General features: G+C 39.9%; 27 protein-coding genes and 1 pseudogene. 15 read left to right on the top strand and 13 right to left on the bottom strand.

Translation table 11 applies throughout. The features are described from left to right. Positions 1 to 104 precede the first annotated feature (104 nt). Together LEP1GSC199_RS21840 and LEP1GSC199_RS12760 are read left to right on the top strand one after the other, a co-directional pair. A complete protein-coding gene (locus LEP1GSC199_RS21840; protein ID WP_002982370.1) occupies positions 105 to 320 on the top strand; it encodes an integrase core domain-containing protein in 216 nt (71 codons plus the stop codon). Between the two features lie 181 nt (positions 321 to 501). Beyond that, complete coding sequence (locus tag LEP1GSC199_RS12760) at positions 502 to 1,386, top strand: hypothetical protein (RefSeq protein WP_002982385.1); 885 nt, start codon at positions 502 to 504, stop codon at positions 1,384 to 1,386. Between the two features lie 341 nt (positions 1,387 to 1,727). Here LEP1GSC199_RS12760 and LEP1GSC199_RS12755 read toward each other — a convergent pair whose 3' ends face one another. Next, positions 1,728 to 2,516, bottom strand: a complete 789-nt coding sequence (locus LEP1GSC199_RS12755) for a hypothetical protein (RefSeq protein WP_002983280.1) — start codon at positions 2,514 to 2,516, stop codon at positions 1,728 to 1,730. A 441-nt stretch (positions 2,517 to 2,957) separates the two neighbouring features. Next, entirely contained in the window at positions 2,958 to 3,791 is an 834-nt protein-coding gene (locus LEP1GSC199_RS12750; RefSeq protein WP_157356626.1) for a hypothetical protein, read from the bottom strand. 1,061 nt (positions 3,792 to 4,852) lie between these two features. Between LEP1GSC199_RS12750 and LEP1GSC199_RS22310 the strand changes: the two genes are divergently transcribed. Next, entirely contained in the window at positions 4,853 to 5,086 is a 234-nt protein-coding gene (locus tag LEP1GSC199_RS22310) for an SOS response-associated peptidase family protein (protein WP_157356633.1), read from the top strand. A gap of 6 nt (positions 5,087 to 5,092) precedes the next feature. Here the strand turns inward: LEP1GSC199_RS22310 and LEP1GSC199_RS12740 are convergent, their stop codons facing one another. Next, the gene (locus tag LEP1GSC199_RS12740; RefSeq protein ID WP_039926730.1) at positions 5,093 to 5,308 is read right to left on the bottom strand and encodes a hypothetical protein; all 216 of its coding nucleotides are present in this window, start codon (positions 5,306 to 5,308) and stop codon (positions 5,093 to 5,095) included. Between the two features lie 430 nt (positions 5,309 to 5,738). Here LEP1GSC199_RS12740 and LEP1GSC199_RS20950 point away from each other — a divergent pair. Further along, positions 5,739 to 6,919, top strand: a pseudogene (locus LEP1GSC199_RS20950) (DDE-type integrase/transposase/recombinase). 349 nt (positions 6,920 to 7,268) lie between these two features. Here LEP1GSC199_RS20950 and LEP1GSC199_RS12720 read toward each other — a convergent pair. From LEP1GSC199_RS12720 to LEP1GSC199_RS12705, 4 genes are all read right to left on the bottom strand, one after another. Continuing rightward, the gene (locus tag LEP1GSC199_RS12720) at positions 7,269 to 9,566 is read right to left on the bottom strand and encodes a DNA polymerase domain-containing protein (RefSeq protein ID WP_002983115.1); all 2,298 of its coding nucleotides are present in this window, start codon (positions 9,564 to 9,566) and stop codon (positions 7,269 to 7,271) included. 19 nt (positions 9,567 to 9,585) lie between these two features. Beyond that, on the bottom strand, positions 9,586 to 9,843 hold the full coding sequence (locus tag LEP1GSC199_RS12715) for a hypothetical protein (RefSeq protein WP_002982825.1): 258 nt from the start codon (positions 9,841 to 9,843) through the stop codon (positions 9,586 to 9,588). 1 nt (position 9,844) lies between these two features. Beyond that, positions 9,845 to 10,450 carry a hypothetical protein gene (locus LEP1GSC199_RS12710; RefSeq protein ID WP_002982277.1) on the bottom strand — a complete coding sequence of 202 codons (606 nt, stop codon included), beginning with the start codon at positions 10,448 to 10,450 and terminating at the stop codon, positions 9,845 to 9,847. A 302-nt stretch (positions 10,451 to 10,752) separates the two neighbouring features. Next, positions 10,753 to 11,130, bottom strand: coding sequence for a hypothetical protein (locus tag LEP1GSC199_RS12705; protein ID WP_002982294.1), 378 nt, complete (start codon positions 11,128 to 11,130; stop codon positions 10,753 to 10,755). Positions 11,131 to 11,556: 426 nt separating this feature from the next. Here LEP1GSC199_RS12705 and LEP1GSC199_RS12695 point away from each other — a divergent pair, with 426 nt between their 5' ends. Beyond that, positions 11,557 to 12,120 carry a hypothetical protein gene (locus tag LEP1GSC199_RS12695; protein ID WP_002982703.1) on the top strand — a complete coding sequence of 188 codons (564 nt, stop codon included), beginning with the start codon at positions 11,557 to 11,559 and terminating at the stop codon, positions 12,118 to 12,120. Here LEP1GSC199_RS12695 and LEP1GSC199_RS12690 read toward each other — a convergent pair. From LEP1GSC199_RS12690 to LEP1GSC199_RS12680, 3 genes are read right to left on the bottom strand one after another with little or no spacing between them, the layout of a single operon-like run. Further along, entirely contained in the window at positions 12,108 to 13,394 is a 1,287-nt protein-coding gene (locus LEP1GSC199_RS12690; protein WP_002983019.1) for a hypothetical protein, read from the bottom strand. The genes LEP1GSC199_RS12695 and LEP1GSC199_RS12690 overlap by 13 nt on opposite strands. Before the next feature lie 32 nt (positions 13,395 to 13,426). Continuing rightward, a complete protein-coding gene (gene purL / locus LEP1GSC199_RS12685; RefSeq protein WP_002982413.1) occupies positions 13,427 to 15,673 on the bottom strand; it encodes a phosphoribosylformylglycinamidine synthase subunit PurL in 2,247 nt (748 codons plus the stop codon). A gap of 9 nt (positions 15,674 to 15,682) precedes the next feature. Then, entirely contained in the window at positions 15,683 to 16,162 is a 480-nt protein-coding gene (locus tag LEP1GSC199_RS12680) for a flavin reductase family protein (RefSeq protein WP_002982225.1), read from the bottom strand. A gap of 104 nt (positions 16,163 to 16,266) precedes the next feature. On the opposite strand from LEP1GSC199_RS12680, the gene LEP1GSC199_RS12675 reads away from it, so the two are divergent. The 4 genes from LEP1GSC199_RS12675 to LEP1GSC199_RS12660 are packed head-to-tail and all read left to right on the top strand — an operon-like array spanning position 16,267 to position 19,729. After that, a complete protein-coding gene (locus tag LEP1GSC199_RS12675) occupies positions 16,267 to 16,641 on the top strand; it encodes a Fur family transcriptional regulator (RefSeq protein WP_002982526.1) in 375 nt (124 codons plus the stop codon). A gap of 41 nt (positions 16,642 to 16,682) precedes the next feature. Next, positions 16,683 to 18,506, top strand: a complete 1,824-nt coding sequence (mutL, locus tag LEP1GSC199_RS12670; protein WP_002982801.1) for a DNA mismatch repair endonuclease MutL — start codon at positions 16,683 to 16,685, stop codon at positions 18,504 to 18,506. A 58-nt stretch (positions 18,507 to 18,564) separates the two neighbouring features. Beyond that, complete coding sequence (locus LEP1GSC199_RS12665; RefSeq protein ID WP_039926724.1) at positions 18,565 to 19,170, top strand: RNA polymerase sigma factor; 606 nt, start codon at positions 18,565 to 18,567, stop codon at positions 19,168 to 19,170. Between the two features lie 4 nt (positions 19,171 to 19,174). Then, positions 19,175 to 19,729, top strand: coding sequence for an LIMLP_12425 family protein (locus LEP1GSC199_RS12660; RefSeq protein ID WP_039926773.1), 555 nt, complete (start codon positions 19,175 to 19,177; stop codon positions 19,727 to 19,729). Positions 19,730 to 19,732: 3 nt separating this feature from the next. Here the strand turns inward: LEP1GSC199_RS12660 and LEP1GSC199_RS12655 are convergent, their stop codons facing one another. Continuing rightward, positions 19,733 to 20,605: a hypothetical protein gene (locus tag LEP1GSC199_RS12655; RefSeq protein WP_002982399.1), complete on the bottom strand. Its 873-nt coding sequence runs from the start codon at positions 20,603 to 20,605 to the stop codon at positions 19,733 to 19,735. Between the two features lie 7 nt (positions 20,606 to 20,612). Next, positions 20,613 to 20,900: a ribosome hibernation-promoting factor, HPF/YfiA family gene (gene hpf / locus LEP1GSC199_RS12650; protein ID WP_002982764.1), complete on the bottom strand. Its 288-nt coding sequence runs from the start codon at positions 20,898 to 20,900 to the stop codon at positions 20,613 to 20,615. A 103-nt stretch (positions 20,901 to 21,003) separates the two neighbouring features. Here hpf and LEP1GSC199_RS12645 point away from each other — a divergent pair, with 103 nt between their 5' ends. From LEP1GSC199_RS12645 to LEP1GSC199_RS12635, 3 genes are all read left to right on the top strand, one after another. Then, the gene (locus LEP1GSC199_RS12645; protein WP_002983186.1) at positions 21,004 to 21,771 is read left to right on the top strand and encodes a hypothetical protein; all 768 of its coding nucleotides are present in this window, start codon (positions 21,004 to 21,006) and stop codon (positions 21,769 to 21,771) included. Continuing rightward, complete coding sequence (locus LEP1GSC199_RS12640) at positions 21,771 to 23,357, top strand: glycoside hydrolase family 57 protein (RefSeq protein WP_002982938.1); 1,587 nt, start codon at positions 21,771 to 21,773, stop codon at positions 23,355 to 23,357. Before LEP1GSC199_RS12645 ends, LEP1GSC199_RS12640 begins: the two co-directional genes overlap by 1 nt. A 66-nt stretch (positions 23,358 to 23,423) precedes the next feature. After that, the gene (locus LEP1GSC199_RS12635; RefSeq protein ID WP_002982561.1) at positions 23,424 to 23,630 is read left to right on the top strand and encodes a hypothetical protein; all 207 of its coding nucleotides are present in this window, start codon (positions 23,424 to 23,426) and stop codon (positions 23,628 to 23,630) included. Positions 23,631 to 23,694: 64 nt separating this feature from the next. Here LEP1GSC199_RS12635 and LEP1GSC199_RS12630 read toward each other — a convergent pair whose 3' ends face one another. Beyond that, positions 23,695 to 24,132, bottom strand: a complete 438-nt coding sequence (locus LEP1GSC199_RS12630; RefSeq protein ID WP_002982374.1) for an SET domain-containing protein — start codon at positions 24,130 to 24,132, stop codon at positions 23,695 to 23,697. A 106-nt stretch (positions 24,133 to 24,238) separates the two neighbouring features. Between LEP1GSC199_RS12630 and LEP1GSC199_RS21465 the strand changes: the two genes are divergently transcribed. From LEP1GSC199_RS21465 to nusB, 3 genes are read left to right on the top strand one after another with little or no spacing between them, the layout of a single operon-like run. Then, positions 24,239 to 24,391 (top strand): hypothetical protein, encoded by a 153-nt coding sequence (locus LEP1GSC199_RS21465; RefSeq protein WP_002983188.1) that lies wholly within the window; start codon positions 24,239 to 24,241, stop codon positions 24,389 to 24,391. Between the two features lie 23 nt (positions 24,392 to 24,414). Beyond that, positions 24,415 to 24,882 carry a 6,7-dimethyl-8-ribityllumazine synthase gene (gene ribH / locus LEP1GSC199_RS12625; protein WP_002982302.1) on the top strand — a complete coding sequence of 156 codons (468 nt, stop codon included), beginning with the start codon at positions 24,415 to 24,417 and terminating at the stop codon, positions 24,880 to 24,882. Beyond that, the gene (nusB, locus tag LEP1GSC199_RS12620; RefSeq protein ID WP_083901951.1) at positions 24,879 to 25,301 is read left to right on the top strand and encodes a transcription antitermination factor NusB; all 423 of its coding nucleotides are present in this window, start codon (positions 24,879 to 24,881) and stop codon (positions 25,299 to 25,301) included. Before ribH ends, nusB begins: the two co-directional genes overlap by 4 nt. Positions 25,302 to 25,307 lie beyond the last annotated feature (6 nt).

The following is a 25,307-nucleotide window of genomic DNA, read 5'->3' as shown; positions in this document are numbered from 1 at the left end:
TATCCATAATGTTCGGACTTCTGTAAATCATCCTCAGTCCAACGGGAAACTAGAAAGATTTCATGGAACGCCACGTATAGACTGAGTTAATCCGTGAAATACCAATGTATTCACTCGAACAAATTAGAGAAGAAGTTGGTAAATGGATTGAAGAATACAATTCGCTAAGACTTCATTCTGCAATCGGTTACGTAACACCTATGGATGTGTTTTATGGTCGCAAGGAAAAGATTTTAGCAGAAAGAAAAGAAAAACTACTTGAAGCAAAATTGAAGAGAAAACAATACTCGGTAAAGGCTAATATAAGGCTTGTTGCTTAGCTTAATTTTGAATCCCAAAATTCTGTTTTTCACTGAACTAAGACATTATTGGTCGAATCCTGGGTTACGGAGATGTAACTGTAATTGGCACGGGAGGAACAAGGGCTGTCGTTAATTTCATAGATAATCCACAGAATCTAAAACGAGAAATTAGTTCAGGTAGTGATGGAGGAGAGAAATAATGAAAAGCTATCCTTGGTTAGTTCTATTAATTATACTCTTACTTATGAATTGCTCTTCTCCACAAGAGAGGGCAATCAAAAACCCTAACATTTCGGCGAATCTTTGTCCAAATCTTGGCATTCTTTCTGAAAGATCACTAAATCCAAATAGTATTTTCCAAGACAAAAATACTATTTGGAGAGTTTCAGTTGTTACATCTTCTGGACAAATAAAAGACTTCAATAAAGACTTTTTTGTCTTTGCCAGAGATATAAAAAGTCAAAACGCTTATGAAGAATTTATAGCTTTCTACAAAGAAATCTGCAAAAGTGAACCGCCATTTATTAAAGAGATTAAATATGTTCAGGAAGAAGAAAAAGCTAGAAAGGAATGGGATATAGTAAATAAGAATTCAATTAAATCAGTAATCTCATTTCAAAAAACGTCTACAAATGAAGAACTAAAAAAAGAAGCTGAAGTTTTAAAATATCAGCTTTTAGATCAAAAAGTCAAAAACCATTTAATTTCAAAGCTTCCATTCATGAAAAAAGTAAATGATAAAGAAGTTATTTATACAAATGGAGAATCATCGGAGTATAAACTTCATGAGTTATTTCGGTCAACTGTCCTCTCTAAACAAATGCAAACAGGGAAGAAAATGCCCCTTGTATTAGAGGAGAAAGATGGAAGAGTCATCTGGACTATTGAGAATAATAATAGCGGAGTTATTTTACATTTCCGTGAATATAATGGAAATATTGTCTTAGATAAAATTGTTCAAAAGAGAGGAATCTTGCAATCTATAGTTGCAGGACAAGCGGTTGATTTCCTGGCAATGGGGTTGTTCGCAGAAAGTACAAAATTTCCAGATGATGAAGATTTGGATGATGAATTTATAAAGTAAAATCTTGAAAACTGTCTATATAGTGAAAATAGACGGTTTAGAAAATACCTATACTCAGTGGAAAAGATTGTTGGATAAATTCATCAATTCAGTTCTCTTTATAGATTTCATTCTTGTAGAGGAATAGGAATTAAAGATTAGTTCTAGATAAGATGGTTTGTCTTCTTAAATGAAAGTTAATATTGAAGAAGACAAACTAATTTCATTGAATTAAACCTTTTTGCTCTGCTGGATCTATATTTTGAGTTACCGAAATTACTAAATGGCACGAAACTTAGCTGTAACTGTATTTGGAATGTCTTGGTAAATTCATTATATATGGTCAATCAGAGTTCAATAGATTAAAACATACTTCGATACCTGAAATCATACATTGATTTATCTGAAAATGGATCTTCTTTGATTCTAGAGTTTGTTTTTGTTTTACAAATTTTCAATTTCTTGCCAAATATTGAACCTGCTGAAGTATGTTTGTTTAAATAAAAATATAAGTTTTTTCTATGTAACTCTTTTATTGAATCCGCATCAAGATATTGCGTAAGCGAAAACCTTAAACTTGAAATTTCAACTTCTATTCCATCAAATATAGGAATGTTGTTTTCTGAATCTGAATAATATCTTGTTCCATACTCTAAAAAGTTCTGAATTGATCCATCATATTCCTTGTAATGCATTTCTCCCCTAAATCCTTTCAGCAATTGCTTTACTTGAAGATTGAATTCTTTCTCTAGAACTGGTAATAAAAAGTTAGGTATACACATTAAAAAGTGATAATGATCGAAACAAGATTCTTCTCTGCCACTGCCGTAAGTTCCAATTCTAATAAAATCTAAATGAGTATGCTTTTTGAGTTTACCAAAGTAGATCCTATGCAATCGATTAAATGTTTTCTTTAGGATATGAGTTAAAATTGTCTTATTCGGAAAGTTAGTGAAGTAACATCCTGGTTCTTTTTCTATGTTAAAAGTAATAAGAAATGGATCGTATAAATCATTATAGGATTCAATTAAGTTATTCATTTCAGAATAGAATTCACGTACAATATCATTTTTACGATCGTGATCAAGTTCTATATTAAAGTTTGGAAGATTGCATGAATGTTTTTTAGATAGTAAGAAATTCTCTTTCATATGTTTGTTACACCTTAGGTTTATTGAATATATAACTTCTCCCAAGCCACCTAGTTAGGTTTCAAAAAAAGTTATTATTTAGAGCTAAAAAAGTAAAACCGGTCATACCGCATTTTGATTCCTAGTTCCTATTCATTTCTATTAGTTATGCTTATAAAATTTGGCAACTTTTGAAAGCTGTGAAAAGTGAGGTAAATCCCTAGTTTTTGCCCATTAGGATTGATTTTTTTTTGTGATTTATTAAAAAAAGTTAAAAAAACGAATTTGGACGGTATCTAGAGGAAGAGAGTAAAACTATAATCCAGCCGTTGCGAATCAAGAAAACCTACTGGTGAATTGCCATGCTTTTTGAAAAATCAGAAATAAGTCTGAGTCCTATTTCTGATAAGATTGATCTTCTACTGGTTATTTTAATGTAAAAGTCGCTGTTATACGACGTGATCAATTTATAGCCTTTTCAGCCCAGTAGCCAGTTTTATTTTCATAGTCTTTGTCAAGTTTTGCTTTCAGTTTATAGTAACCTGATTTTTTTAACTCTGTTTCATAGTCGGGGGCCTCCCAATAAAACGATTTTTTGCAATATTCTGATAGGAAATCAATTGCACGAAGCTTACTTAAAGGTACGAGTGGAACAAAATACCTCTCTCCGTTATTTTTAAATTTCTCCCCTAAATAACCATTCACAAATCCATAATATTTTTCATCTCCACCCGCATTTGTTCCAACATAACCAATAGGCTCTTCAGTGCCATCATCATGATTCACGACATACAAGACGTCTTCGGATGAGTCTTGTAGTTGAATCCATTTGCTGTCTTTTTTTTCTCTGTGATTGATTGCAATGTAAATCAAACGCTCGAGATAGAAATAAAAACTTACACCTAATTCCTCCTTCGGAGAATATTTACTAAAATCTTCTCTTTGTTCAATGATCGTTCTAAATCCAGAAAATGAAACTTTCTTTGTAACTGGGATATATTTCTTTTTCATAAGTCTTTTGGCTAGTATTTGGTTATAGGAATGGCGAGTCGTAAATCGATTTGAACCAATAACTTGATACACTTCCTCTTCCGTCATTCCCAACTCAATTTGCCTTAACTTATCCATTCCGATAAAATAACTTAGTCGCGAGGTATGCGTTTTTTCCATGTTTTGGGTAAATATATTAATATCTTTTAAAACTGAGCTGGATTGCGAACGAACACTACAGTCAAAGGATAGAATAAGGATCAGGCATGGTAGTCGGAGAAATAAATTGTTTCGATTATATATCATAGAAATTTCCGATTATATTAAGATTTGATCATGTCGTATAACGATAAATTCTTGTAATTCGCTTAGTATACCAGATTGCTTAAAATAAGCGCAACCAAATATTAGCCGATGTTATGGGACGTTTTAAAGAAGCTGCGTTCATAAAAAAACAAAATCCTCATTAAATTCTGCGAATCCAGCGCAAATTACCATAAATTGACAAGCCAATTCAATGCGAATCGGTTGCCGAAAAATATGGTCAATATGCGAATTTATAACGGTGCTTTACGAGGATTTGATAACTAAATATAGGAATCGATTCAGTTATGATAATGATTATAGGGATTTAAAGAATTAGAAGGTTAATATTATTGAATTATACGATCTATCCTCCTTCAGTGAGGTTAGATCTAATTCAGGGTTAACTTTACAGATTAATAAAGGACTATAATCGTTTTGGGGAAGAATTTCCTGTATATAAAGAACTGTAAACTAATCAAATTTGTCGCGGTTTATAATGACTTAAGCCATCGTATAGACATCCAATGAGAAATAAGGTGATTCAACAGTTAATGGTAGTATTTCATTGGAGATATATGATATTGATAGAATCGAATTTTTGCTAAGTCAATCTAGCTAAATATGTTCTGTATTATTTACCAACTTATGTATAAGAAATGACTACTTTATGATTTCCTATTGTCTTGGAAAATGTTTTTACATAAGCATTCAAAAGAGGGGTGTGTAAAAATTTGACAATTTAGAATTGCAACGAAATAATGAAACAGTCTACTCAAGTTTTCGAATTCAAATACTCGAAATTTTAATTCCAAATATTTCAGCTAGAAGGGGAGTCTGTAATCTGATCTACAGATCGTTGGGGTGTTAAAACTGTATGGTCGGCGGTCTGCTTGGTGAATACCAAATCTGAAAAATAGTTTACTTCTCCGATATGAAGCAAAATCACGAAAAACAGAATACTAATTCCAGTTCATTCCATCTTAGAGTGGCAAGCACAGAAAGCAGGGAAGAAACATAAGTTTGAGATTACGTTCATATATCCAGGCTCGTAATTTGCGGGTATTTGGGGAGAGGAAAACAGTCTCAGGTGGATTACATTTCTAACTCAGGTAGATAATGAGAAGATGAAGACCATTCACAATAGTGGAAATAACAAGCATCGGCAACCTGTAGTAATGCCTGACCATCTTCAGGACAGTTGGCTAGATCCAAAGGTTACGAATCCGAAAGATATCACAGATCTCCTATATCAATTCGCACCCGACGAGACTACAGAGATCGATCATAATAGATAAGAGACTCTATTTGGATAATTTGATTTTGCAAATATCACAAAAGATGGATTCAGAGTTATTTACATAGTGTTCTAATTCTGGTTGGTTATAGAAAATGTTTTTTAGATTCTTTTGGGAGTAATCTGGAATAGATTCGAGACCACAATAAGACCGAAGTTTTCCCTCTCCAATGAGATTGAAGAGGTGGATATGATTAATAAACTCTTGTAAATGAATTTCCACTATCCGTCTTTAGTAAATTCCAATTTACGATGAACAAGACCTCTCTTATTTATTTTATACTTATTTATAATTTGTGGTATGTTAATCGAATCATTCGAAGTTAAATAACTAATGTCAAATTTTTCACATTTACTTAAAAGTTTGAAATTATCGTTTAAGAAATCAAAAAGTAAATCGGTTTCGTAAAACAAAATTTCTAATAAAATCTTATTCCCCTTTGAAAAATTAAATCTGATTATATCCGTTCCATTTATATTATTTTTGATTTCTATAATTAAACCCTGTAACGTCATTCTTTACCTCTTAAAACCCTAGATTATAGTTCACCTAACAGATCTGTCAACCTCAATCGGTATGAGGAGGTCAGATAGGTAACAAAAGAGACAACTCACATGGGTAACACCTACATTGTGTATCGGAGGACAATCCGATGCCTTGGAAGGAAACCAAAGTGATAGAAGAAAGAATCAAGTTCATAGCAGCTGTTAAAAGTGGTCAGTGGTGTTTTGCCGATCTTTGCCGAGACTTTAATATATCGAGAAAGACTGGCTATAAATATCTAAAGAATTATGAGTCGGAAGGTATCGACGGACTCAAAGATAAATCTAGAAAAAGAATCACTCAGTCCAATGAAACTCCTGAGAAAATCGTTCACCTAATTGTATCTTTACGTGAAGACCATCCATCTTGGGGTCCCAAAAAACTCCGTCCCATACTCAAAGCAAAGTTTCATCGCATGAAACAGATTCCAAGTGAAACTACAATTGGAAACATTCTTCGCAAAAAAGGCCTAGTCAAACCTAAGAAAAAAAGACCAAGAGTTCCACAGTCTCTATTTCCTTTTTCCAATGTAGTCGCTCCCAATGATGTATGGTGTGTTGATTTTAAAGGCCATTTTACAGTAGGAAATGGCAATCGCTGCGATCCACTAACAATTACAGATGCATATAGTCGCTACCTTCTAGCATGTGAAATCCTGAATAAAACGAATGCAGAGCAAACAAAAGCGGTATTTGAAAGGGTTTTTAAAGAATATGGACTACCACAGGCAATCAAATCAGATAATGGATCACCTTTTGCAAGTAAGGCCATTGGCGGCTTAACTAGTCTTTCTATATGGTGGTTGAAATTAGGGATCCGACCGGAACGCATTGAACCAGGGAAACCATCTCAGAACGGTCGTCATGAGAGAATGCACAGAACACTCAAAGAAGAAACTGCATTACCTCCAAGATCTAGTTTGGATGCACAACAGACCGCCTTTGATTCATTCCATACGTGGCGTTTAATAAGGTAAGACCACATGAAGCTTTGGGTTTTCTGACACCTGCAAAAGTTTATAAATCTTCGAAAAGGACATTCCCAAAAAAGATTCTAGAGGTAGCTTATCCCACACATATTGTTACCGATAAAGTCCATGAAAGTGGTTTTGCGCAGTACGGGCCCCATCGAGTGTTCTTTGGGAATCCTTTCATTGGAGAGGTAGTTGGCTTTGAAGAGATATCTGATCGGCATTGTCGTCTTTACTTTGCGGATGCAATTCTTGGAATTTTGGATTTGTATACGAGTAAAGTGTTGAAATACCAGAGGCTATTGTATAGAATTGACTAGTAAAAGTGTAACCCATGTGAGTGATCTAAAGTGTTACCGATGTGCCTTTCCATACACAGGTTCTGATTTTTTATGAGACATAATTGAGGCTTTCTTTTTTTTCTGCGTCAAGGTGATTTGCGAGCTGAAGAGGGCAGTAGGCATAGCTCCGCCCCCTGAGTCCCATTGGCAAAAACGAATCTGAGTCTTTTTTGTATTATGGTTTGCGCAAACGTTTTTTGAATTGGTCTTAGAAAATCTCGTATAACAGGTATTTTTTTATTCGTTTTTTGCGCTTTTTTTTTAGCTTTGATGCAATAAAAGTAAAATCGAATATATGAATGAATTATTGTTTTTATTTATTTTGTTTCTAAATTGGGAAAGGTAATCGTTGTTCGTTGCTTATTAATTCATCGAAATCTTTGAAGCTTGCAAAGGCTGTCCAAATTTCTTTAAATGATGTCAAGAGTAGTTTTCTGTAGTAGCTTTTGTCGTATCTTATGATTTTGGGAGTAATTTTAGTTTCGATTCTTTCTTCTGTTTTGTATCTTTCTCCTTTTTGATCTGATTTTTTATTTACAACTAAGTATCGAACCTTTTCTCCTGCTTGGACTCGGACACCCATTTTAAGTAAATCTTTGACTGCGACTGCACTTGGTGCGTCAACGCTATAATCCTCAGCATTTTGAGATGTTGACCTCTGTATGAGAAGGTCTCTCCAGTTCAGATTTCCAGAAGATAGAAGTGTATCATATTTTTTAAATATTTCCAAAATCTCTTCTTCACGTATTTTCATTTCTCTTATTGTTTCAAATTGGCACATCCACTTAATCATTTCGTTCTGTGCTACTTTTACGTATGAAGGAAAGTCCTTTCGTCTTTGGACGATTCCCCGACCTTTGAAACTCCCATCTAGGAATCGACCCATATAACGATTAGCAACTGGCATTTCGCCATCTGTGGTGGAAGGAGGAAAACATAACCAAGAGAAGGTGCCTTCGATTTCCATTGCTATTTTTGTTTTCTGTTTGATTGTTTGGCAAACTTCTTCGAGATGTTTTTTGTCGATAGGGGACTTGTCTTTTTTTTGTATAAAAATACAATCGGTAATGGCGTGTATTAGGTTGTATCCATAGTTTTCTGCTGTTTCTTTGGCGATGAGTAATTTTTCTCTTCCAAAGGCAGTGACTGATTCATGACTTTCTAGTTTTCCAAATTTTGCATTTCGGTAACCCAAATAACCGAATGAGGTAACGAGCATCCACTTTAAGCTAGATTGTTTTTGGTCTATTTCCGATATGTTGGGATGATTGTTATCTTTACATTGTTTTTTGTAATAATTCCTTCGTTCTACAATATGAGCAAGTGCAACGGAAACGATCCCCTTTCTTTTGTTACAAATTCGGTATCCGAGCGAAGGCACTTTTTCTGTTGTTGGATCGTTTGTGCAACAGAGACAATTGATTGTTTCTGGTGATATATTGTGTAAGACCATCACTTTGGGATACATTTGCGAAAAATCTAATTGGGCTACATTTTCCAATGCAAATCCATTTTGGATATCTGCTTGAAAAACGAGTCCTCCTTTATCGGCATTTAGCAGATCTAAGGCGGTCTTTGGAGCTTCTAGGGCACTTTTTTGCCAAGGCACTAAGTAGTTCATTCGTAGAGCCACATCTACTTCGATGTAGGTAAGGGCTTTTCCTGTGGAAGCCCTTGCCATCTTTTGAATGGGTAAACGAGAAATACGAGAGAGTTCGATGATTCCCATAAGGTCCGCTTCTTTATAAACAAAACCATTTCTGGAATCTATATGCCATCGCCCGAAGAGTGGGTAGGAGGGTGCTCGGTAGACGATTGTTCCGTATGTATTGAAACTAGTACCCTTCGTTTGGATGGAACGCCGTATTGTGCTTGTTTTGTCCCGATCAAATTCTGTTGGTATATGGCTTTCCTGGGAAGCTTTAAAAATATTAGGAAATAGAACTTGGTCACCGTAAGTGGTGAGAACTATATCTGGATCATATTTTCTGAAGATTGAATTTAGCTGATGGATGAGTTGGCTAGAATCACCAGTTGGGATTCTATATAAATCGGAATTTGTTTTTACTATCAGTGCATTGTTTGAAAAGGGGATTCTATGGCTTTTTTCTAAATAGAGTGATACCTTGCTTAAGTCTGGAATTTTGTAGTCCATCTCTTCGATATCTGTAAAAGACCGAATGGTCCTGATTCGATTGAGATTGTTTTTTGTTATTTCGTAATTCACTTCTATGTAGGCAAGGGGGTAAATATCCTTTTCCACCATATAACCTGTGGATATTTCTATATCCGAATGGTAGATATCATATTTACCATATAAGTGAAAGAGTTTGTTTGTGATCTTTGGTAGAAGTTGTGGTTTGGAAATGACTAACTTCAGGACAGAGATGGTTTTATTTTCATAGAAGAGGCGTTTTTCTGTGAAGGTTGGTATTTCTGCCAATGCATCTAGTTCATAAAACCGTTTTACTATTTTTTGTAGAATATTAGGTGCTGCGTTTACATAAATTGTGGGATAAAATTCATCAAAAAATAATCGAAGCTCTCCAGAGTCTGACTTTATCCAGAGATAGATTTTTTGTTCGGAGTGGTAGATATCAAACAAGTAACCTTGGAACGTTTCCATAACATTGGGAGGATTGGGTTTACTTGTCTGGAATTTTTGTCAGAATTTTTTTTAATTCATTAATTTCTTTTTTTGTTTCTATGAGCATGGAAAGTATCATGGAATCAATGGGATACGGTAGGGATGCCATCACACCGGCTTGTACTTGTAACTTGGCAGTTCGGATCAGATCATCATAGATCTCTTGGTCGGATTTGCGAAGAGATCTTCGAAAGTCTGATAGATTTTCTTCGATTTGTAACATCTGGCGAGAATAGGGCGCAATGGTTCTTCCCATGTTAAATTCCTGTGATTGAAGTTTTTCTTGTACGAATGCGAGAGAGACCTTTGTCCATCTTTAGTTCCCATAGATTTTGTGTGGCACGTAGTAGTTTAGGAAAAAAGATTTGAAAGTTTTTATGTGAATAGGTCCAAGATTCAATGATGAGTAAGGGAACATTTTCACCGGGAAATTTTTCAATAAAACCTAACATCAAGTTTAATAAAAACAAACCTTCATCATCTTTGACATCACCATCTAAAAATTGTTTGCAAGGAGCTAACAAAAAGTAAATGGTATTTTCTTCTTTTAAGGTAAGGATGTTTTTGAGTGCATCTAATATCTGATAGGGGGTGAATGCTCTTTGGATTCGGATTTGTTCTAAAAATGGTTCTGGTGCTAAATTTTGTTTTCGTGTTTCTTCAGCGATGGTGAAGGGGTTGAAGCGAATGGCACAGTCCAAATTGAAAACCTGAAATCCCGAACAAACCATGGCATATTGCCAAAAATGAGCGAGCCTGTACATCCCCCTTTCTCCGGTGAGGAGTCCAAGGTCTCTCTGGTTCCAATTTTGGATGGGTTCGTAGACATTGGTTGAAATATGGGTTTGTTCCGCAAGCATCATGATACTAGTTATACGTATAGCAATAATATGTAAAGTGGAATTTGAGACAGCCTGCCTTTTTTGAGATAATGGAAATAGAAAGTCACCGTTGGGACTAAGTGGAGGGGGATTTTGCAGGGAAGCCAGTCGGGCTTCATGTGAATTCGAAAACGATGGATTTTTGGGAGGAAGTGAAGAGAGAAAGGAAATTTGGTAATGGAGAACGAAGAAAGCACGATTGGAAGCTTGCTACTCGATCTGCAAAAGACCAGTTAACCTAGACATTCCGAAGAAACATCTAGGTCAATCGATACAAGGAAAACTTATAGAGGTGGAACTTCTTGGACGGTTTTTACACCGGTTACAAAGTAACTGGTTTCGGCAAAACAGCTAAAAGGAACCCCTACGTGTTCTTCGTATTCTAAAACCACTCGTTTGCCAATGGATCCATTCAACTGTTCTGCAATGGCTTCATCCCGAATGCTGAAATAGAATTTTTCTGTCATAGTCCCTGGCATGGTAACAAGGGCCATTTCCCCTTCCCAAGTTTTGCAGATCCAACCCTTTTTGGAAAGTTTTTGGATGTATCCTGCACGGTCTCCTTCGGAGTAACTCCACTGGAGTGTGAGCCAAGTGTAACCCGCAAACAGAATGGCGAGGAGGATGAGAAAAAAGCTGAATCGAATTAAAAATTTACCCATAAGTTAATCCAGAAGTTTGGAGGAAGAACGGAAAGTTTCAAGACAATATTTTGACCGGAGACTGTCGATTTTTGAAATTACGATGGGATTCTTCGCGCCAGGGGCCGGAGGGCTTGGTCCTTCGGCGGGAACCGTCGGAGGACGGGAGCGAATGCGAACCCCGCAGTGGCCCGGTCCATATAGAAGGGAGTTCTGTCCACTAACGGAGTGGAGGCGCTAAAAAAAGAAATGGAAACAAAGCAAAAGTATGAACATTTTTCTAAAAAATATCTGAAGATTGGGATTGGGATGGCAAGTTTTGGGCTTTCGTGGTAAAGGAGAACCATTGGGCGGCGGGTCTAGTTCCCCACCCTCAAATCGGGCGGGGATACTAGATTCACACATTCTTTCTTGCCAAACACCCGAACCCCCACCAAACTCTTCCTAATGCGCATTTTATTCACTTCTCTTTTCCTCTCATATTTTTTTGTTAGCTGCTCTACTGTTTCCTATCAAAAAACAGATAATGCCAAGGCCACCAAACAGTGGGGGGTGGTAGAAGTAAAAGAGACGGTTCGGAACATGAGCCATTCTTTATCAAAATATTATAAAACTGATTTGAAGACAGGGTATTTGGAATGGAAATCTCTGCAGAATTCTACATCCGAACATATTGATACCAAACTCATCACCAATGAAATTTTGAACCAACTCACAAAAGACAAAGTTCCTTTTGTGGATACTTCCATCAGAGAAGATGCGACCACGGAAATGGCCTTTGGAAAAACAGGGATGGTGTCAGCTGATTCACGTTTGGCGGTTGGGAAATTTAAGTCTCCTTCTCATAAAATTAAAGGAGAGATCAATGAGGTTGTGAATTATGAAGCAGGGTCACGCATCCAATACATCACTGTAACACTTTTTCTTGTGAGTTTGGAAACAAACCAAATTGTTTGGTCAGAACAAACTAACTTTTTAAAAACAAGTCGTGTGGAAGGTTATGGCCTTTGATTGTCGGGAAAAAACCCAAAACGAACTTTAATTTTTCCCATCGCTGGGCTTAGAGAATAGGGTAGCGTTTCTTGATTCATTGTTAGTTTGGGGTTACTGAGTGTCGACTTGGATTTTCCCATCCAAACATATTCGGGAAAAAATCGAACATAACGGTATTCGTCAGAAATGTCTAAATCCTTTCTCATATTTCTTCTGGCATCGTCATAGGAAATTTCTATCCATCTTGCACCGAGTTTAAAACCAAAAATCATAATACCAACACCTAGTGCAGACAGTTCACTGGATTGTACTTTCGTTCCTCCATAAACAACTCCCGCACCAAGAGCCACAATGGTGGCGCTGGCAAGGATCGCCCCTGTAACTTTTACTGTCCCCTTGGTTCCTTCTTTTAGGGCGGAGGCAGAGACTAGCTGGAAGTATTTGGAGTCTTGGATGAGTTCCGAGATTTCATTGTCACGGATGAGGTGGCGTTCATACCAACCTAGGGTGTCTTTTTCTAAAATGAGAGGAGTTTTTCCGGATCCATCTGTGAGTGTTAGTTGGGATTGTTTTCCAGTTTGGCGGAATTTTAGATTTCGTAAGCCCCGGATAAAGTTTAAGTGGGCAGAAGGATCCATCTCTGGTTCTGCACCGGGGCCTCCAAAGATTAGAATGAATTCGCCTTCAGGGGAATATCTTTCATTTGCCATGGCTCTAAGGGCGGCAGATTGGGGTTTTAGTTGGCTTGCTTTTCGAAAGTCTACTTTTGCTTCTTCTATAGAACCTGTGGATAACCAGAGTGATGCAAGTAATAGACGTAAGGTGGGATCATCAAACTGGCCTTCGGCGCTCCATTCTCCACTGAGTAGATTTCCCGCATAACGAGCTTGGATTTTTCCTTTCTCATAATCCCCCTCTCTTACATAATACAGACCAAGAAGGATGTGTAGGTAAATGATTTCTGCTTCGGAAGCATAATATCCTTCTTCGGTTTCCATATAGAAAAAAGACTTTAGGGAACGGCTGGCACTGAAACGTAGGCGTTCCTTACTTTCCTCTGCGATTCTTTCTAAATCTTTGTAGTCTTTTTCCCCTTTGAGAAATCCTAAATGAGAACGTTCTAGGACTGCAATAAAACCTTTTCGTTCTTCGGTAGGGAGGTATTCGAGCGCTTTTTCAAGATTGGCTTTTTTGTAGGCTCGGAGGGAGTCTTCGTATTCCTGTCGTTTGGCGATACTTGTACATTGTATACAGAATAAAGTTAAAACGAACAAATAGAAGGATAGGCGCATCCGGCCTATCCTCTAAAAATTTTTAGTTTTGTCTATTCGAAATAACCTTTTAGGCCTGATTCAAATTCTGTTTCTAAAGATTTGGTTGTCCATTCCCATTGGAATCCATTCCCTTTAACAGAAAGGGAGGATTTGGAACTGGACTTACCCAGTGTATAAAAGGAAAGTCCGACTTTTTCGAATTTATCTTTTACTTTCTCTTCATCTTGGGTGAGGAAACTCACCACAAAAGAGGCTCCTGTTTCGCCAAAACAAAGTTCGTCGAAGCGTGGGATCTTTTTTTGTAATCCTTCTAGATTGGCTTCGATTCCTTTGTTTCCAGAAATCACAATCTTGGCAAGGGCCACGAGGAGGCCACCGAGTGACAGGTCTTTGGCGGAAGTAAGAAGACCTTCTTTGCGGCAAGTTATCAGTGTGTCAATGGTTGCTTTTTCTTTGGCGAGGGAAATGTCTGGAATTTTACCTGTATCTAGGCCATGGAAACGGTAGAGGTATTCTGAGGCAGAGATCGTAGGTTTGAATTCTCCGACCAGGGCATAAGTTACCGCATCATTGGTGCGAGGGTAGGTATGAAGGCCTTTGGCAACATCATCAATCACTCCCACCATACCAATCGTAGGTGTTGGAAATACTGGTCCTTCGGGAGATTCATTGTAAAAGGATACGTTCCCACCGGTGACAGGAAGTCCTAGAAACCGACAAGCATCGCCGAGACCACGCACACATTCACTGAAGATGTAGTAGTTTTCTGGAATGTAGGGGTTTCCAAAGTTTAGGTTGTTTGTAACCCCGTAAGGTTCGGCCCCCGTTGCGGCTACGTTTCTTGCCGATTCACAAACTGCGATTTGGGCCCCTTCATAAGGATTTAAGTAAGTGTAACGAGAGTTACAGTCTGTGGCCACAGCGATCCCTTTTTTGGTTCCAGGAATCCGAACCAGACCACCGTCTTCTCCAGGTTCTACCACTTTTACAAGTCCCACTTCTGTATCATACTGTTCATAAAGTGGTCTACGTGAAGTGATATTGAGGGAAGAGAGAAGGGTATTTAAAGTTTGGGAAACTGTATCTGCTTGTAAGTCAGGAATTTTTGAGGAATCAAACTTTGTCACCTCATCAAGGTAAGCCGGTCTTTTTTCTTCTCTCACGTACCGGGGAGCACCACCACCAAGAACAAGCGAGTCTGCCGGAATTTCTGCTTTGAGTTTTCCGTCTTTTCTGATCCGAAGGATTCCGTCCCCAGTCACCGTTCCAATTTCTACGGCATTCAGTCCCCATTTGTGGAAAATCGAAACCAGTTCCTCTTCCTTTCCTGTTTCGGGAATGACGAGCATTCTTTCTTGGGATTCAGATAACATAATTTCATAAGCGTTCATATCACTTTCACGAAGGGGAACTTTGTTTAGATCCACATCCATCCCGGTTTTTCCTTTGGCACTCATCTCAGACGTGGCACAAGAAATTCCCGCGGCCCCCATATCTTGGATTCCTACAAGCAGGTTTTTTTGGATGGCTTCGAGGGAGGCTTCCATAAGAAGTTTTTCCATAAAGGGATCGCCCACTTGCACGGCGGATCTTTTTTCTTCCGATTCTTTGGTGAGATCTTTGGAGGCAAAACTCGCCCCGTGGATACCGTCTCGGCCTGTCGTGGCACCTACAATATACACTTTGTTTCCCACCATTCCTTTGGTGGACGCCGAGGCCATTTGGTCGTGGCGGGCAATCCCCACAGTCATAGCATTTACGAGTGGATTTTTTGTGAATGTGGGGTGGATGAATAACTCACCCCCACCTACAGCTATCCCAAGAGAGTTGCCATAATCTCCGATTCCTTTGACGGCGCGGGTCAGCAAATACTTGTTACGTGGCTCTTTTGGATCACCAAACCGAAGTGAGTTGAGAGAGGTGATGGGGCGAGCTCCCATAGTAAAGATATCTCGCATGATTCCGCCAACACCTGTTGCTGCCCCTTGGTAAGGTTCTACGGCTGTCGGGTGGTTGTGGCTTTCAATTTTGAAAACAACAGCAAGGCCGTCACCGATGTCCATAGCTCCGGCATTTTCTTCTCCGGCCTGTGCCAGGAGTTTGTCCGATTTTGTCGGCAGGGTTTTTAATTTTAAAATGGAATTTTTATAAGAGCAGTGTTCCGACCACATGGCGGAGAAGACCCCAAGTTCCGTTGAGTTAGGCATTCTTCCTAAGATTTTTTGGATCTCTACAAATTCAGTTTCTGTAAGTCCGTGTTCTTTGGCGTCTTCCAGATTCACTTTCTCTTTTTCCATACTGTTTCCTTAAACGAGTTCCCGATAATTGCGATTGAAGTAGAGGAGGGGGAAACCTTCCTTCGTAGCCACTGCTTCCACAAGACCAATCAAGATCCAATGGTCTCCCGCTTCAATGATCCGGTCGACTTTACAGTCGAGGGAAGCCAAAGAGTCCCGTAAAACGGGGGCTCCGGTGGAGAGTGTTTCTGGTTTTAATCCTTCCAAAACAACCGCTTTGTCCAGGGAACCAGAAGCAAAATCAGCGGAAATTTGTTTTTGTTCGGAAGAAAGAATATTCACAACGAAGTTTCCCGAATCTTGGATGGGTTCTTTGGCACTAGAGTCTTTGGCCAAACAGAATAAAACTAACGGCGGTTCTAAGGAAACAGAAGAAAAACTAGAAACAGTGACTCCTCCTTTTTTTTGAGAAGACTCATAAGTAATCACACAAACTCCACTCGCCCAAAGGGAGAGGGAGGATTTAAACTTGTCTATGGATGCGGACATAAAACCTCCGTATTGACAAATATCAATTTCTGGAAGGATTCTAAAATCCAATTTCCATTTGACCGAGTGATAAAATGCAGGTGAGGTTGGGGTAAGGGAATCGTATGAAAGCACTCACCAAACATAGAGAATTAATTTTTAATGACCTAAGAGAAAGAAAAGACCACCCGACAGCGAAGATGGTTTTTGAATCGGTTCGAGGAAAAGCGGACAAAATCAGTTTTGCCACGGTCTACAATTCCTTGGAATACTTGGTCGAACACAAGATGGTAAACAAACTGAATATCGAATCCGACTCGGTTCGTTATGATGCCTTTTTGGATGACCATTCCCACTTACTCTGCACAGAGTGCGGAAAGGTTTTGGATGTGGCTCCCCTAAAACTCAGTGCTGACACAGACTGGCAGGGCCTAGGTTTCCAAGTCAAACATGTGGACATCGTCGTGACAGGAACCTGTTCTTCTTGTCATTCTTCGTAATTTTTTCTGGATAGGGAGGTTCCCTATCCCATGTTTGTCCTATGGGCATCATTCATTCACTTTCGGCGGACCTAATCAACCAAATTGCCGCCGGAGAGGTGATTGAATCTACCCATTCTATCCTGAAGGAACTCATCGAAAACTCCATCGATGCCGCCGCCACAAAAATAGAAATCGCCACCGACTCCGCAGGCTTCGGCCGGATCCTTGTATCCGACAACGGACACGGAATCCAAAAAGAGGATTTACCTCTTGCCATCAAACGCTATGCCACTTCTAAAATCCAAGACTTCCATGACTTAGAACATCTATTCACCTTTGGGTTTCGGGGAGAAGCTCTTGCATCGATTGCTTCCGTATCTCGAATGGTTTTAGAATCGGGAACCTCAGGCAACAGGACCGCATATCGAGTGACCGTAGAAGAAGGAAAAGTTGTAGAAGAAATAGAAATTCCTTTTTTCGAAGGAACCAAAATTGAAATCAAAGATTTATTTTATAATACACCCGTTAGGCGGAAATTCCTAAAAACAGAAACTGGGGAAGAGAAAAAAAATAGGGCTCGTGTCCAGACTATGGCGGTGTCGGAACCAAATATTGGGTTTCGGTATTTGCAAAATGGGAAGGAAGTTTTAAGCGTAGTTCCCGAAGACGGATTCGAACGTGTGTTATCGGTGTACGGTGAAAATTTACGAAACCATCTTTTGCCTATCCATTCCAGTCGGAATGGAATGACTCTTCGCGGATGGATCTCTCATCCTGATTTTTATAAATCCTCTCGCACGGGACAATTTTTCTTTGTGAACAACCGTTCGGTGGAACTGAAATTCTCCGCACAAATTTTAAAACGTTGTTATGGAGAACTCCTGCCAAGTGGGGCTTTTCCTTATGCGTATCTATTTTTTGACCTCCCTCGTGAGTTTGTGGATGTGAATGTCCACCCCCAAAAAAAGGAAGTTCGGTTTTTATCCGAAGAGACCATCACGGGAATTCTTTTTCAAGGAATTACAGAAGTGTTACGAACTTCTACTCCTGTAGAATTTTTGGAAATGCGCCGAAGGCTTTCTATGCCCATTCCTTACGGCAGGGAGGGGGAAACTTCGGGAATGGGGAACCGGTACGGTGGCCCAGGTTTTGGGTTTGGGCAGGGGAGTCAGTTGGGAAACAGGCAAACCGATGGGGAATCTCTTATTGGTCCGAGTTCCATTGAAGGAAGGGAAGGATATTCCCTGGAAGGCGTTGGTGCCGGTGCCAACTTGCATCTATTAGGTGAAAATCTTACCAAACACAATCTTTTTGTTCCGAAAAAACATTATGGGGTTCTCTTTGAAACCTTTATCCTCGCAGAAGCCGAAGATGGACTCTATATCATAGACCAACATACCGCCCACGAAAGGATTCGATACGAGGAAGTGCTAAGAGATTTAAAATCCAAAGCCTATAAATCCCAAAGCCTTCTCACCCCCATTCGGTTGGAACTGACAAGGGAGGAAGCGGAAGAGATGTTAGAGGAAAGGCACAGGTTTCTTGCACTGGGAATTGGCCTCGAACCATTTTCTGGGGGGACCGTTCTTATCCGAGAAGTGCCATCGTACATTGATCCCGGCAAAGAAACAGAAACCATTTTGGATTTATGGGAGAGGTTCAAACAAAAAGACCCGGAAGAAAGAGAACTTTATGATGAAATGGCCAAATGTGTGGCTTGCCGTTCGGCCATCAAAAAAGGAGACCAGGTTTCCGACCCCATCATCGGAGAGCTTTTGCAAAGATTGTCTTACTGTGAAAATCCCTCCCTTTGCCCTCACGGAAGGCCAACTCTTATCAAACTCACAAGAAAAGATCTAGAAACTATGTTTCACAGGATCTAAGCCAAAACAAACACCGAAAAACATTGATGGAATTCTAGGATTCGAAATTCTGGGCCTCATGCCACGCCCCCTTGAAGGCAAAAATATGACCCTGCGGGAGAAGGAAAAAATCCTCCTCCAAAAAATCAAAGCAGGGGATCCTACTGCCTATATGACCTTAGTGTCTCCATTCCGGGAACGATTGTTCCGTAAGGCCGTTTCCATGGTAAAAGATGGAGACGATGCGGAGGACATTGTCCAAGACGCTCTTATTTCCGGTTATAAATCCATCCAAAACTTTCGTGCTGAGGCCGGGGTTTATACCTGGCTCTACCGCATTGTGGTGAATAAGTCCAAGGATTTACTCGCCAAGAAGAAACGAGGTAGGGAAAAACCCATGGATGACTCGGGAGATAACCAATTTGTGGATTCTCGTGTCGGATATGAAAAAAAATTGGAACTTTCTGAGGAGTCTCGTTATCTAATGGATAAGATCGCACTCTTAGAAGATTCCTACAAACAGGTTTTGGAACTTCGTTATTTCGAAAATCTTTCGTATAACGAAATTGCTGAAATCATGGAATGTAACGTAGGTACGGTTAAGAGTCGTCTCTTCAAGGCCAAGGAGTTTTTGAAGCACCTCATCCAAAAAGACGATAAAGGAGAAGGGTTCTTTGAAAAATAAAATTATGAATTTAAAAGATTGGTTTCGTTCACAATATCCAGGTCTCTTTCCCGAAGAGACAGACAACGTGGTTCTGGAAAATAAGATTTGTTCTCTTTTCCAACGTGTGAAGGAAAAGGAAGACACCATCCTTCCCAGAATGTCTAAAGACTTCGACACCCGCTTACTTAACCTCTTAGAATCCGTTAGTTTTGACAAACCGAGCCAAAAGATCTCCTTCACTTTTAGAGACCTTATCGAAAACCGAACGGTGCAATATTCCTTTTCTGCTGTTATGGCCGTAAGCCTTGTTTTTGTGCTTGCGAGCCGCAATTCCCAAGAGCCAACCCTTGCGGGTAACGACACTGCCGGTGTTGTCATCGAACAAAACAATTACCAAAACGAACCAACAAGCATTGACCTGGGTGAATCCTACCAAAAACGAGAGTTACTCGATCATTTACGATCGGCTCCTGGAGCTGTGTATGGACTTCGTGAATTAGAATTGTATTATGAAAAAACAGGAAGGGAGTCGGCAGCAGACGAACTTCGCCTCCTTATTGAATCTGTCGAAAGATAGATCCTAAACAAATCCCTTTGCAAACTGGACGGCATCCCGAGAACGGATGTCGTCTGCAGACTGTAAGATGGCCAGTGCAAACTGTTCAATCCTTGCTTCTAGTCGAAACGACCCACCACTTCTTTCTTTACTATCTGTTAGGCGCTTCAGTTCCGAAAACCAAATTTGAATGGTGGCCTCATCTTTTTTGCTCGAAGGTCGAAAGACACCTTCCCGCCAAGCAAGGACAGGAACTAGTTCTTTCATCTCTTCTTCTCTTTCTGTGATCTCACTTGCCTTTTGGATGAGAGTGAGGAGTGGGGGCCAACGAACCATGGTATGGGGAAAAAGTTGGGGGTCATTTAAGAAGGCTGTACGATAGGTTTCAATTCCCTCTTTTTCTTTTCCCGTCATCACTTGGGTTTCGGCTAAAAAATAAAGTAGGATCGGGGATTGTTTGTTTCCTCCATAGAGTAATACTTCTAAGGCCATTGTATAGTCTTTGATTTTGATTAAGGCGGAAGCAAGATCACGTAACAGATCTTTGTCGAGAGCGTTGGCTCCTTCCCATTGGTAAGCAAGTTTTAAGTGGTCTCTTGCTTCTTTTAGAATACAGTCTTGGGTGACAAAAAAACTATCGGTGGACTGAAACCCACGTTTACGGATCTCTGTTTCAAAATCGGAAAAAAAATCGAGGAGGAGTTTTCCTCTTTCTTTTCCTTCTCTTGTTTTTAGAATTAAATCAAGTCTATGGTCCCAAAAGCTGGAAATATAATAACCGCTGATGGCGGCAAGATCCTCAGGATCTCGATCCAGAAGTACGGAATAAAGGGATTTTGCAGTTTCAAACTCACCATTGGAAAGATAGGTGAGAGCTTCTTCCGACTTCTGAATCATGAAAGAGTTAGTGTTGGCTTTTTTTATCGTGGTGTTTGCTGACTTGGCTTAGGATTTTGTCTTCCAATCCATCGATACAAACATAAACATCTTTGTCTTGGTTGTGTGCGTTAAAATTGTTTCCATCGGCATGTAACTTCATGTTAGCGCTGATTTCCCCATGAATGGCTTCAAATGATACTTCGCAGGATACGATTTTTTGAACGAATTTTGTAACTCGTTCTAGTTTTTCGTCCGCATATTTCTCTGCGGCTTCGGAGCGGTCTAAGTGTTTCCAGGTATAATTGATTTTCATAGTTTGTCCCAATTTGGTATGGATTGATTGTATTTTGGAAAAAAAGCAAACGTCAAATAAAAAAGAATTGAAGGAGGGTGTTTCTCGTCTTTAAGCTTGGGACATGGCAAATGAAGAAAAGAAAGTTGGCGCAAAGAAAAAATCTGCCCCAAAAAAGAAACAGTCAGTTGTCACTGCTAGTGAGAAGTCGATAAACACAGCGGCAAAGAAAGCCACCAAAAAAACAGTTCAGGAAGCCGTAAAAAAAACAGATTCTCCTTCTCTCTCCGTTTCGCCAAAATCCATTTACAACGATTCCAAATTTACCAAACACCCTGAATTTTCAGTGGATGATCTTATGCGGGTTCTTGTTCGGACACCTCGGGAAGCCTTTGTATTTTGGAAATTTTCTCCGAATACTTTAAAGAATCTTTTAATCGATTTGGAATCGCCATCCACTGATGGTTTACATTTTCGATTGAAGGTAGAATACAAAAATATTTTTGGAAGCGAACGTACTGACTTCTACGATTTAGCTCCCTTTACCGAATCTTATTATTTAAAATTTATGTTTCCCGTAAGAGACATCCAAACATCCATCTTTGTTTCTTATCAAAAAAAAGAAATCTCGGCCCTCCATTCTACTGGAAAGGATTTACCGGTCGGAACCGAATCCTTCCGTTTGGATAAGGAGTGGATCCATCCGCAGTGGATTGAGATGGGACTTGTGGCAAAGTCAGCGGGAAGTGAAGAGTATTATTTTAAAGATGGGGATCCTTCTGAGTTCTATGTGAACCCTCGTAAATCAGGGAACCAAGAAGGGAAAACGGATCTAAACCAAGGGCCGTCTTCTTTCGCTAATGGATCGGGGTCAGGAAAGGGACTTTTATAATGAATCATTTTGTGAAAGGGCATTTGGTATTTGTTTTACATGCCCACCTACCATTTGTTAGACACCCAGGTTATGCTACACCCTTTATCGAAGAAAATTGGTTAAACGAGGCCATCCTCGAAACCTATATACCCCTTGTCCGAGTTTTTAGAAATTTAAAAAAAGAATCGGTGCCCTTTCGGATCACCATGTCTTTTACACCTACACTTTCTTTGATGTTGACAGACCCTTATTTACAAAATGGATTTCGTAAATACTTAAAAAACCTCATTAGTCTAGCAAAACATGAAACCAAACGCACTACATACGACCCTCACTTAAACTATTTATCCAAAAGGTATTTAGAACATTTTTTAGATACAGAATCCATCTTTGAAGAAGAGGGCGGTGACTTAACCAAAGCTTTTTTACCTTTTGTGGAGTCGGGTGAGTTGGAAGTGATGACAAGCCCGGCCACTCATGCCTTCCTACCGTTTTATGATTCTGAACCCTCTATCTTTCGCTCCCAACTAAAAAATGGCCGAAGGACCTTTCGCAGGATTTGGGGGCGTGACCCCAAAGGGATTTGGCTTTCGGAATGTGGATACACACAAAAATTGGAAGAGGAACTAGACCGAGAGGGTTTTCGGTATTTTTTTGTCGACACTCACGGTATCACACATGGAAGTCCAAGGCCAAAGTTCGGAGTTTATGCTCCGGTAGAAGTGGGGCACGGCGTTTTTGCTTTCGGTCGGGATCCGGAAAGTAGCAAACAAGTTTGGAGTTCGATCGATGGGTATCCGGGTGATTTTCGATACAGAGAATACTACCGCGACATCGGTCATGATCTTCCTTGGGAAGAAATTTCGCCTTACTTACATTCCAACGGAGTACGAATCAATACCAGTATCAAATACTTTCGGATCACAGGAAAAACTGGGGACAAAGGCTACTACCATCCAGACTGGGCGATGGAAGTTGCCGGAAACCATGCGGAAGATTTTTTACGAAACCGCATCAGCCAAGCGGAAGGTTTGTATGCAACTAACAAACAACCGGCGGTGATTGTATCTCCCTATGATGCGGAGTTGTATGGACACTGGTGGTATGAAGGTCCGCAGTTTATCGAATTTTTATTTAAAAAAATCCACTTCAACCAAAACACAATCAAACTTTCTCATCCCATGGAAGCCGCTCGTTCTCTCCCAAGAGTCCAGTCGGTGGAGATGAAGATGAGTAGTTGGGGAGAAAATGGATATGGAGAGGTGTGGCTGAATCCAACAAACGATTGGATCTATCCTCTTATCCATTCCTTAAGCATTCGGATGCACAAAAGAGTTCATGAATTTGGGTCGGGAACGGAATTACAAAAACGGATTTTAAAACAAATGGGTCGAGAGCTCTTATTATTACAAAGTAGCGACTGGGCCTTTATTATGAAAACAGGAACCATGGTGGATTATGCAGTCCGCCGTACGAACGTCCATACCAATCTTTTTTTGGCTTTGGAGGAGATGCTTACGGGTGACTTAGATGAGGAAGTCCTTTTGGCTGCCGAGACGGAAAACAATGCCTTCCCGGATATCCGGATCGAAGATTTCCAATAGAACGGTTCTAAAAATTTCTTGCTCGGGGAGACTCCGGTAAGAGGCTTATCCTAATCGGAGGGTTTTATGTCGAATGCGTATCGTTTTCCCTTGGTTCTCGCACTTCTTTTCTTTGCTGCTAACCTTTTGGTTTGCCGGCTTGTGCACAACGAAAGTACGGAAGGAGTATTTCGTATGGATGATTCTGTCATCCAATATATGGAAGCACTGGAAGCTGCTGATGTTAACAAAACTTCCACCAAACCATCCTTTGGAAATAACGGTCTCCTTTAAGAGACCGCTTGCAAAATTCTATAATTCGTTTTTAGCCAAAGCCGATTTGGCTACATGATTCTATTTACTTCGGTTTGAAGTCGACGTTGTCCCAATAATCCTTTCCATAATCAAAGAAAATTTCTCCGCCTTCAGGGATCGTTTTTAATACTTTGAACCTAGCCGTTTTCCATCTCACAGAGGTTATTAGTTCTGCGTTGGGTTTTGAGGAGTGATTGATATAACGGGTGTAATTGGACTCGCGACCTTCCCCGTAAATCCACCAGTCTTTACAAATCCAAAGTAGGTATTTTGAATCTACGTATTTGTTTGATTCCGCTTGTTCATCGGTAATGATTTTACCCATGTAATAACCAACGGTATCGCCCTTGTATAATGTTTGTTTGGTGAATAGTCCCATTCCGATATTGGGAACAGAGGAAGGTTTCACAACAAAGTCACTCTCGGTATACACTACCGGTTTTCTTTTTTTGACCTTCTTTACGGATTTCTTTTTCTTCATTTTCTTCCTATATGACATAAGAGGAAAACAATTCTACCTTGTAAAGCCATTGGCATTTAAGATTGTATAGGGTGCACTCCGAACTTTAAAAGACGAGGGGGGTCCTATGAAATTGGAACCACAAAAACTGACGGATGAGAAAACCAATGTCGTGAATCTGGCGATCTACCGAGCGAAAAAAGCCTTGGAAAGAGACGGATTTGAAGTGGTGGAAAATCCAGACGGAAAGATCACCCTTGTCATTCGTCTTGCGAAATAACACCCCCCTAGGATTTTGGATACATGACAGCTCAATTGGAAGGTTTACGAATTGGAAACGGACAAAAACACTGTGTCATCGTTTCGAAGTTCAATGAATTTATCACCGAGTCCCTACTGAAAGGGGCAAAAGATGCTTACAGACAACATGGCATAGCAGATAGCGATGTCACCGTGATCTATGTCCCTGGTGCCTTTGAGCTCCCGCAAACCGTAAAACGTGTTCTACAATCTAAAAAATACCAATTCTCTGCCATCGTTTGCCTAGGTGCTGTGATTCGCGGAGCCACTTCCCATTATGATTTGGTTTCTGGGGAAGCCGCCAAAGTGGGATCAGTCGCCGATGGAACGGTTCCTGTGATTTTTGGTGTCATCACCACAGAATCCATTGAACAAGCCATCGAAAGAGCCGGAACCAAGGCTGGAAACAAAGGATACGAAGCCGCCACCACTGCCATCGAAATGGCCAATCTTTTCAAAGAGATCGGATGAGTTCTAGACACCGCGGGCGAAGTCTTGCCCTGATGTGCCTCTACCAAATTGACCTGGTCGGAACCGATCCGGACCGGGCGATGAAATTCGATTGGTACGACAAAAAAATCACTAGAGAAGAAAAGGATTATGCTGTCTTTCTTGTGAAAGGAGTGGTCGAAAATCGAAAAAACATCGATACTCTAATCAAGAAGTATTCGGAGAATTGGGAACTTTCGCGTATTTCCGTTGTCAACCGCTGTATTTTACGTTTATCGATTCTTAGTTTGCAAAAGGAACCTTTCCTTGCCGCCCCCGTTGTTATCAATGAGGCAGTGGAGCTCACCAAAGAATTTGAAACGGAAGAATCAGCTCAGTTTATCAACGGACTGTTAGACGCCTTCTATAAGAAGGAGATCTTAGCGAACAAACCCCAGTAAGAGCAT

The sequence above is a fragment of the Leptospira vanthielii serovar Holland str. Waz Holland = ATCC 700522 genome (genome assembly GCF_000332455.1).
Taxonomy (GTDB): Bacteria; Spirochaetota; Leptospiria; order Leptospirales; family Leptospiraceae; genus Leptospira_A; species Leptospira_A vanthielii.
This window is presented reverse-complemented; position numbering and strand designations above follow the sequence as displayed.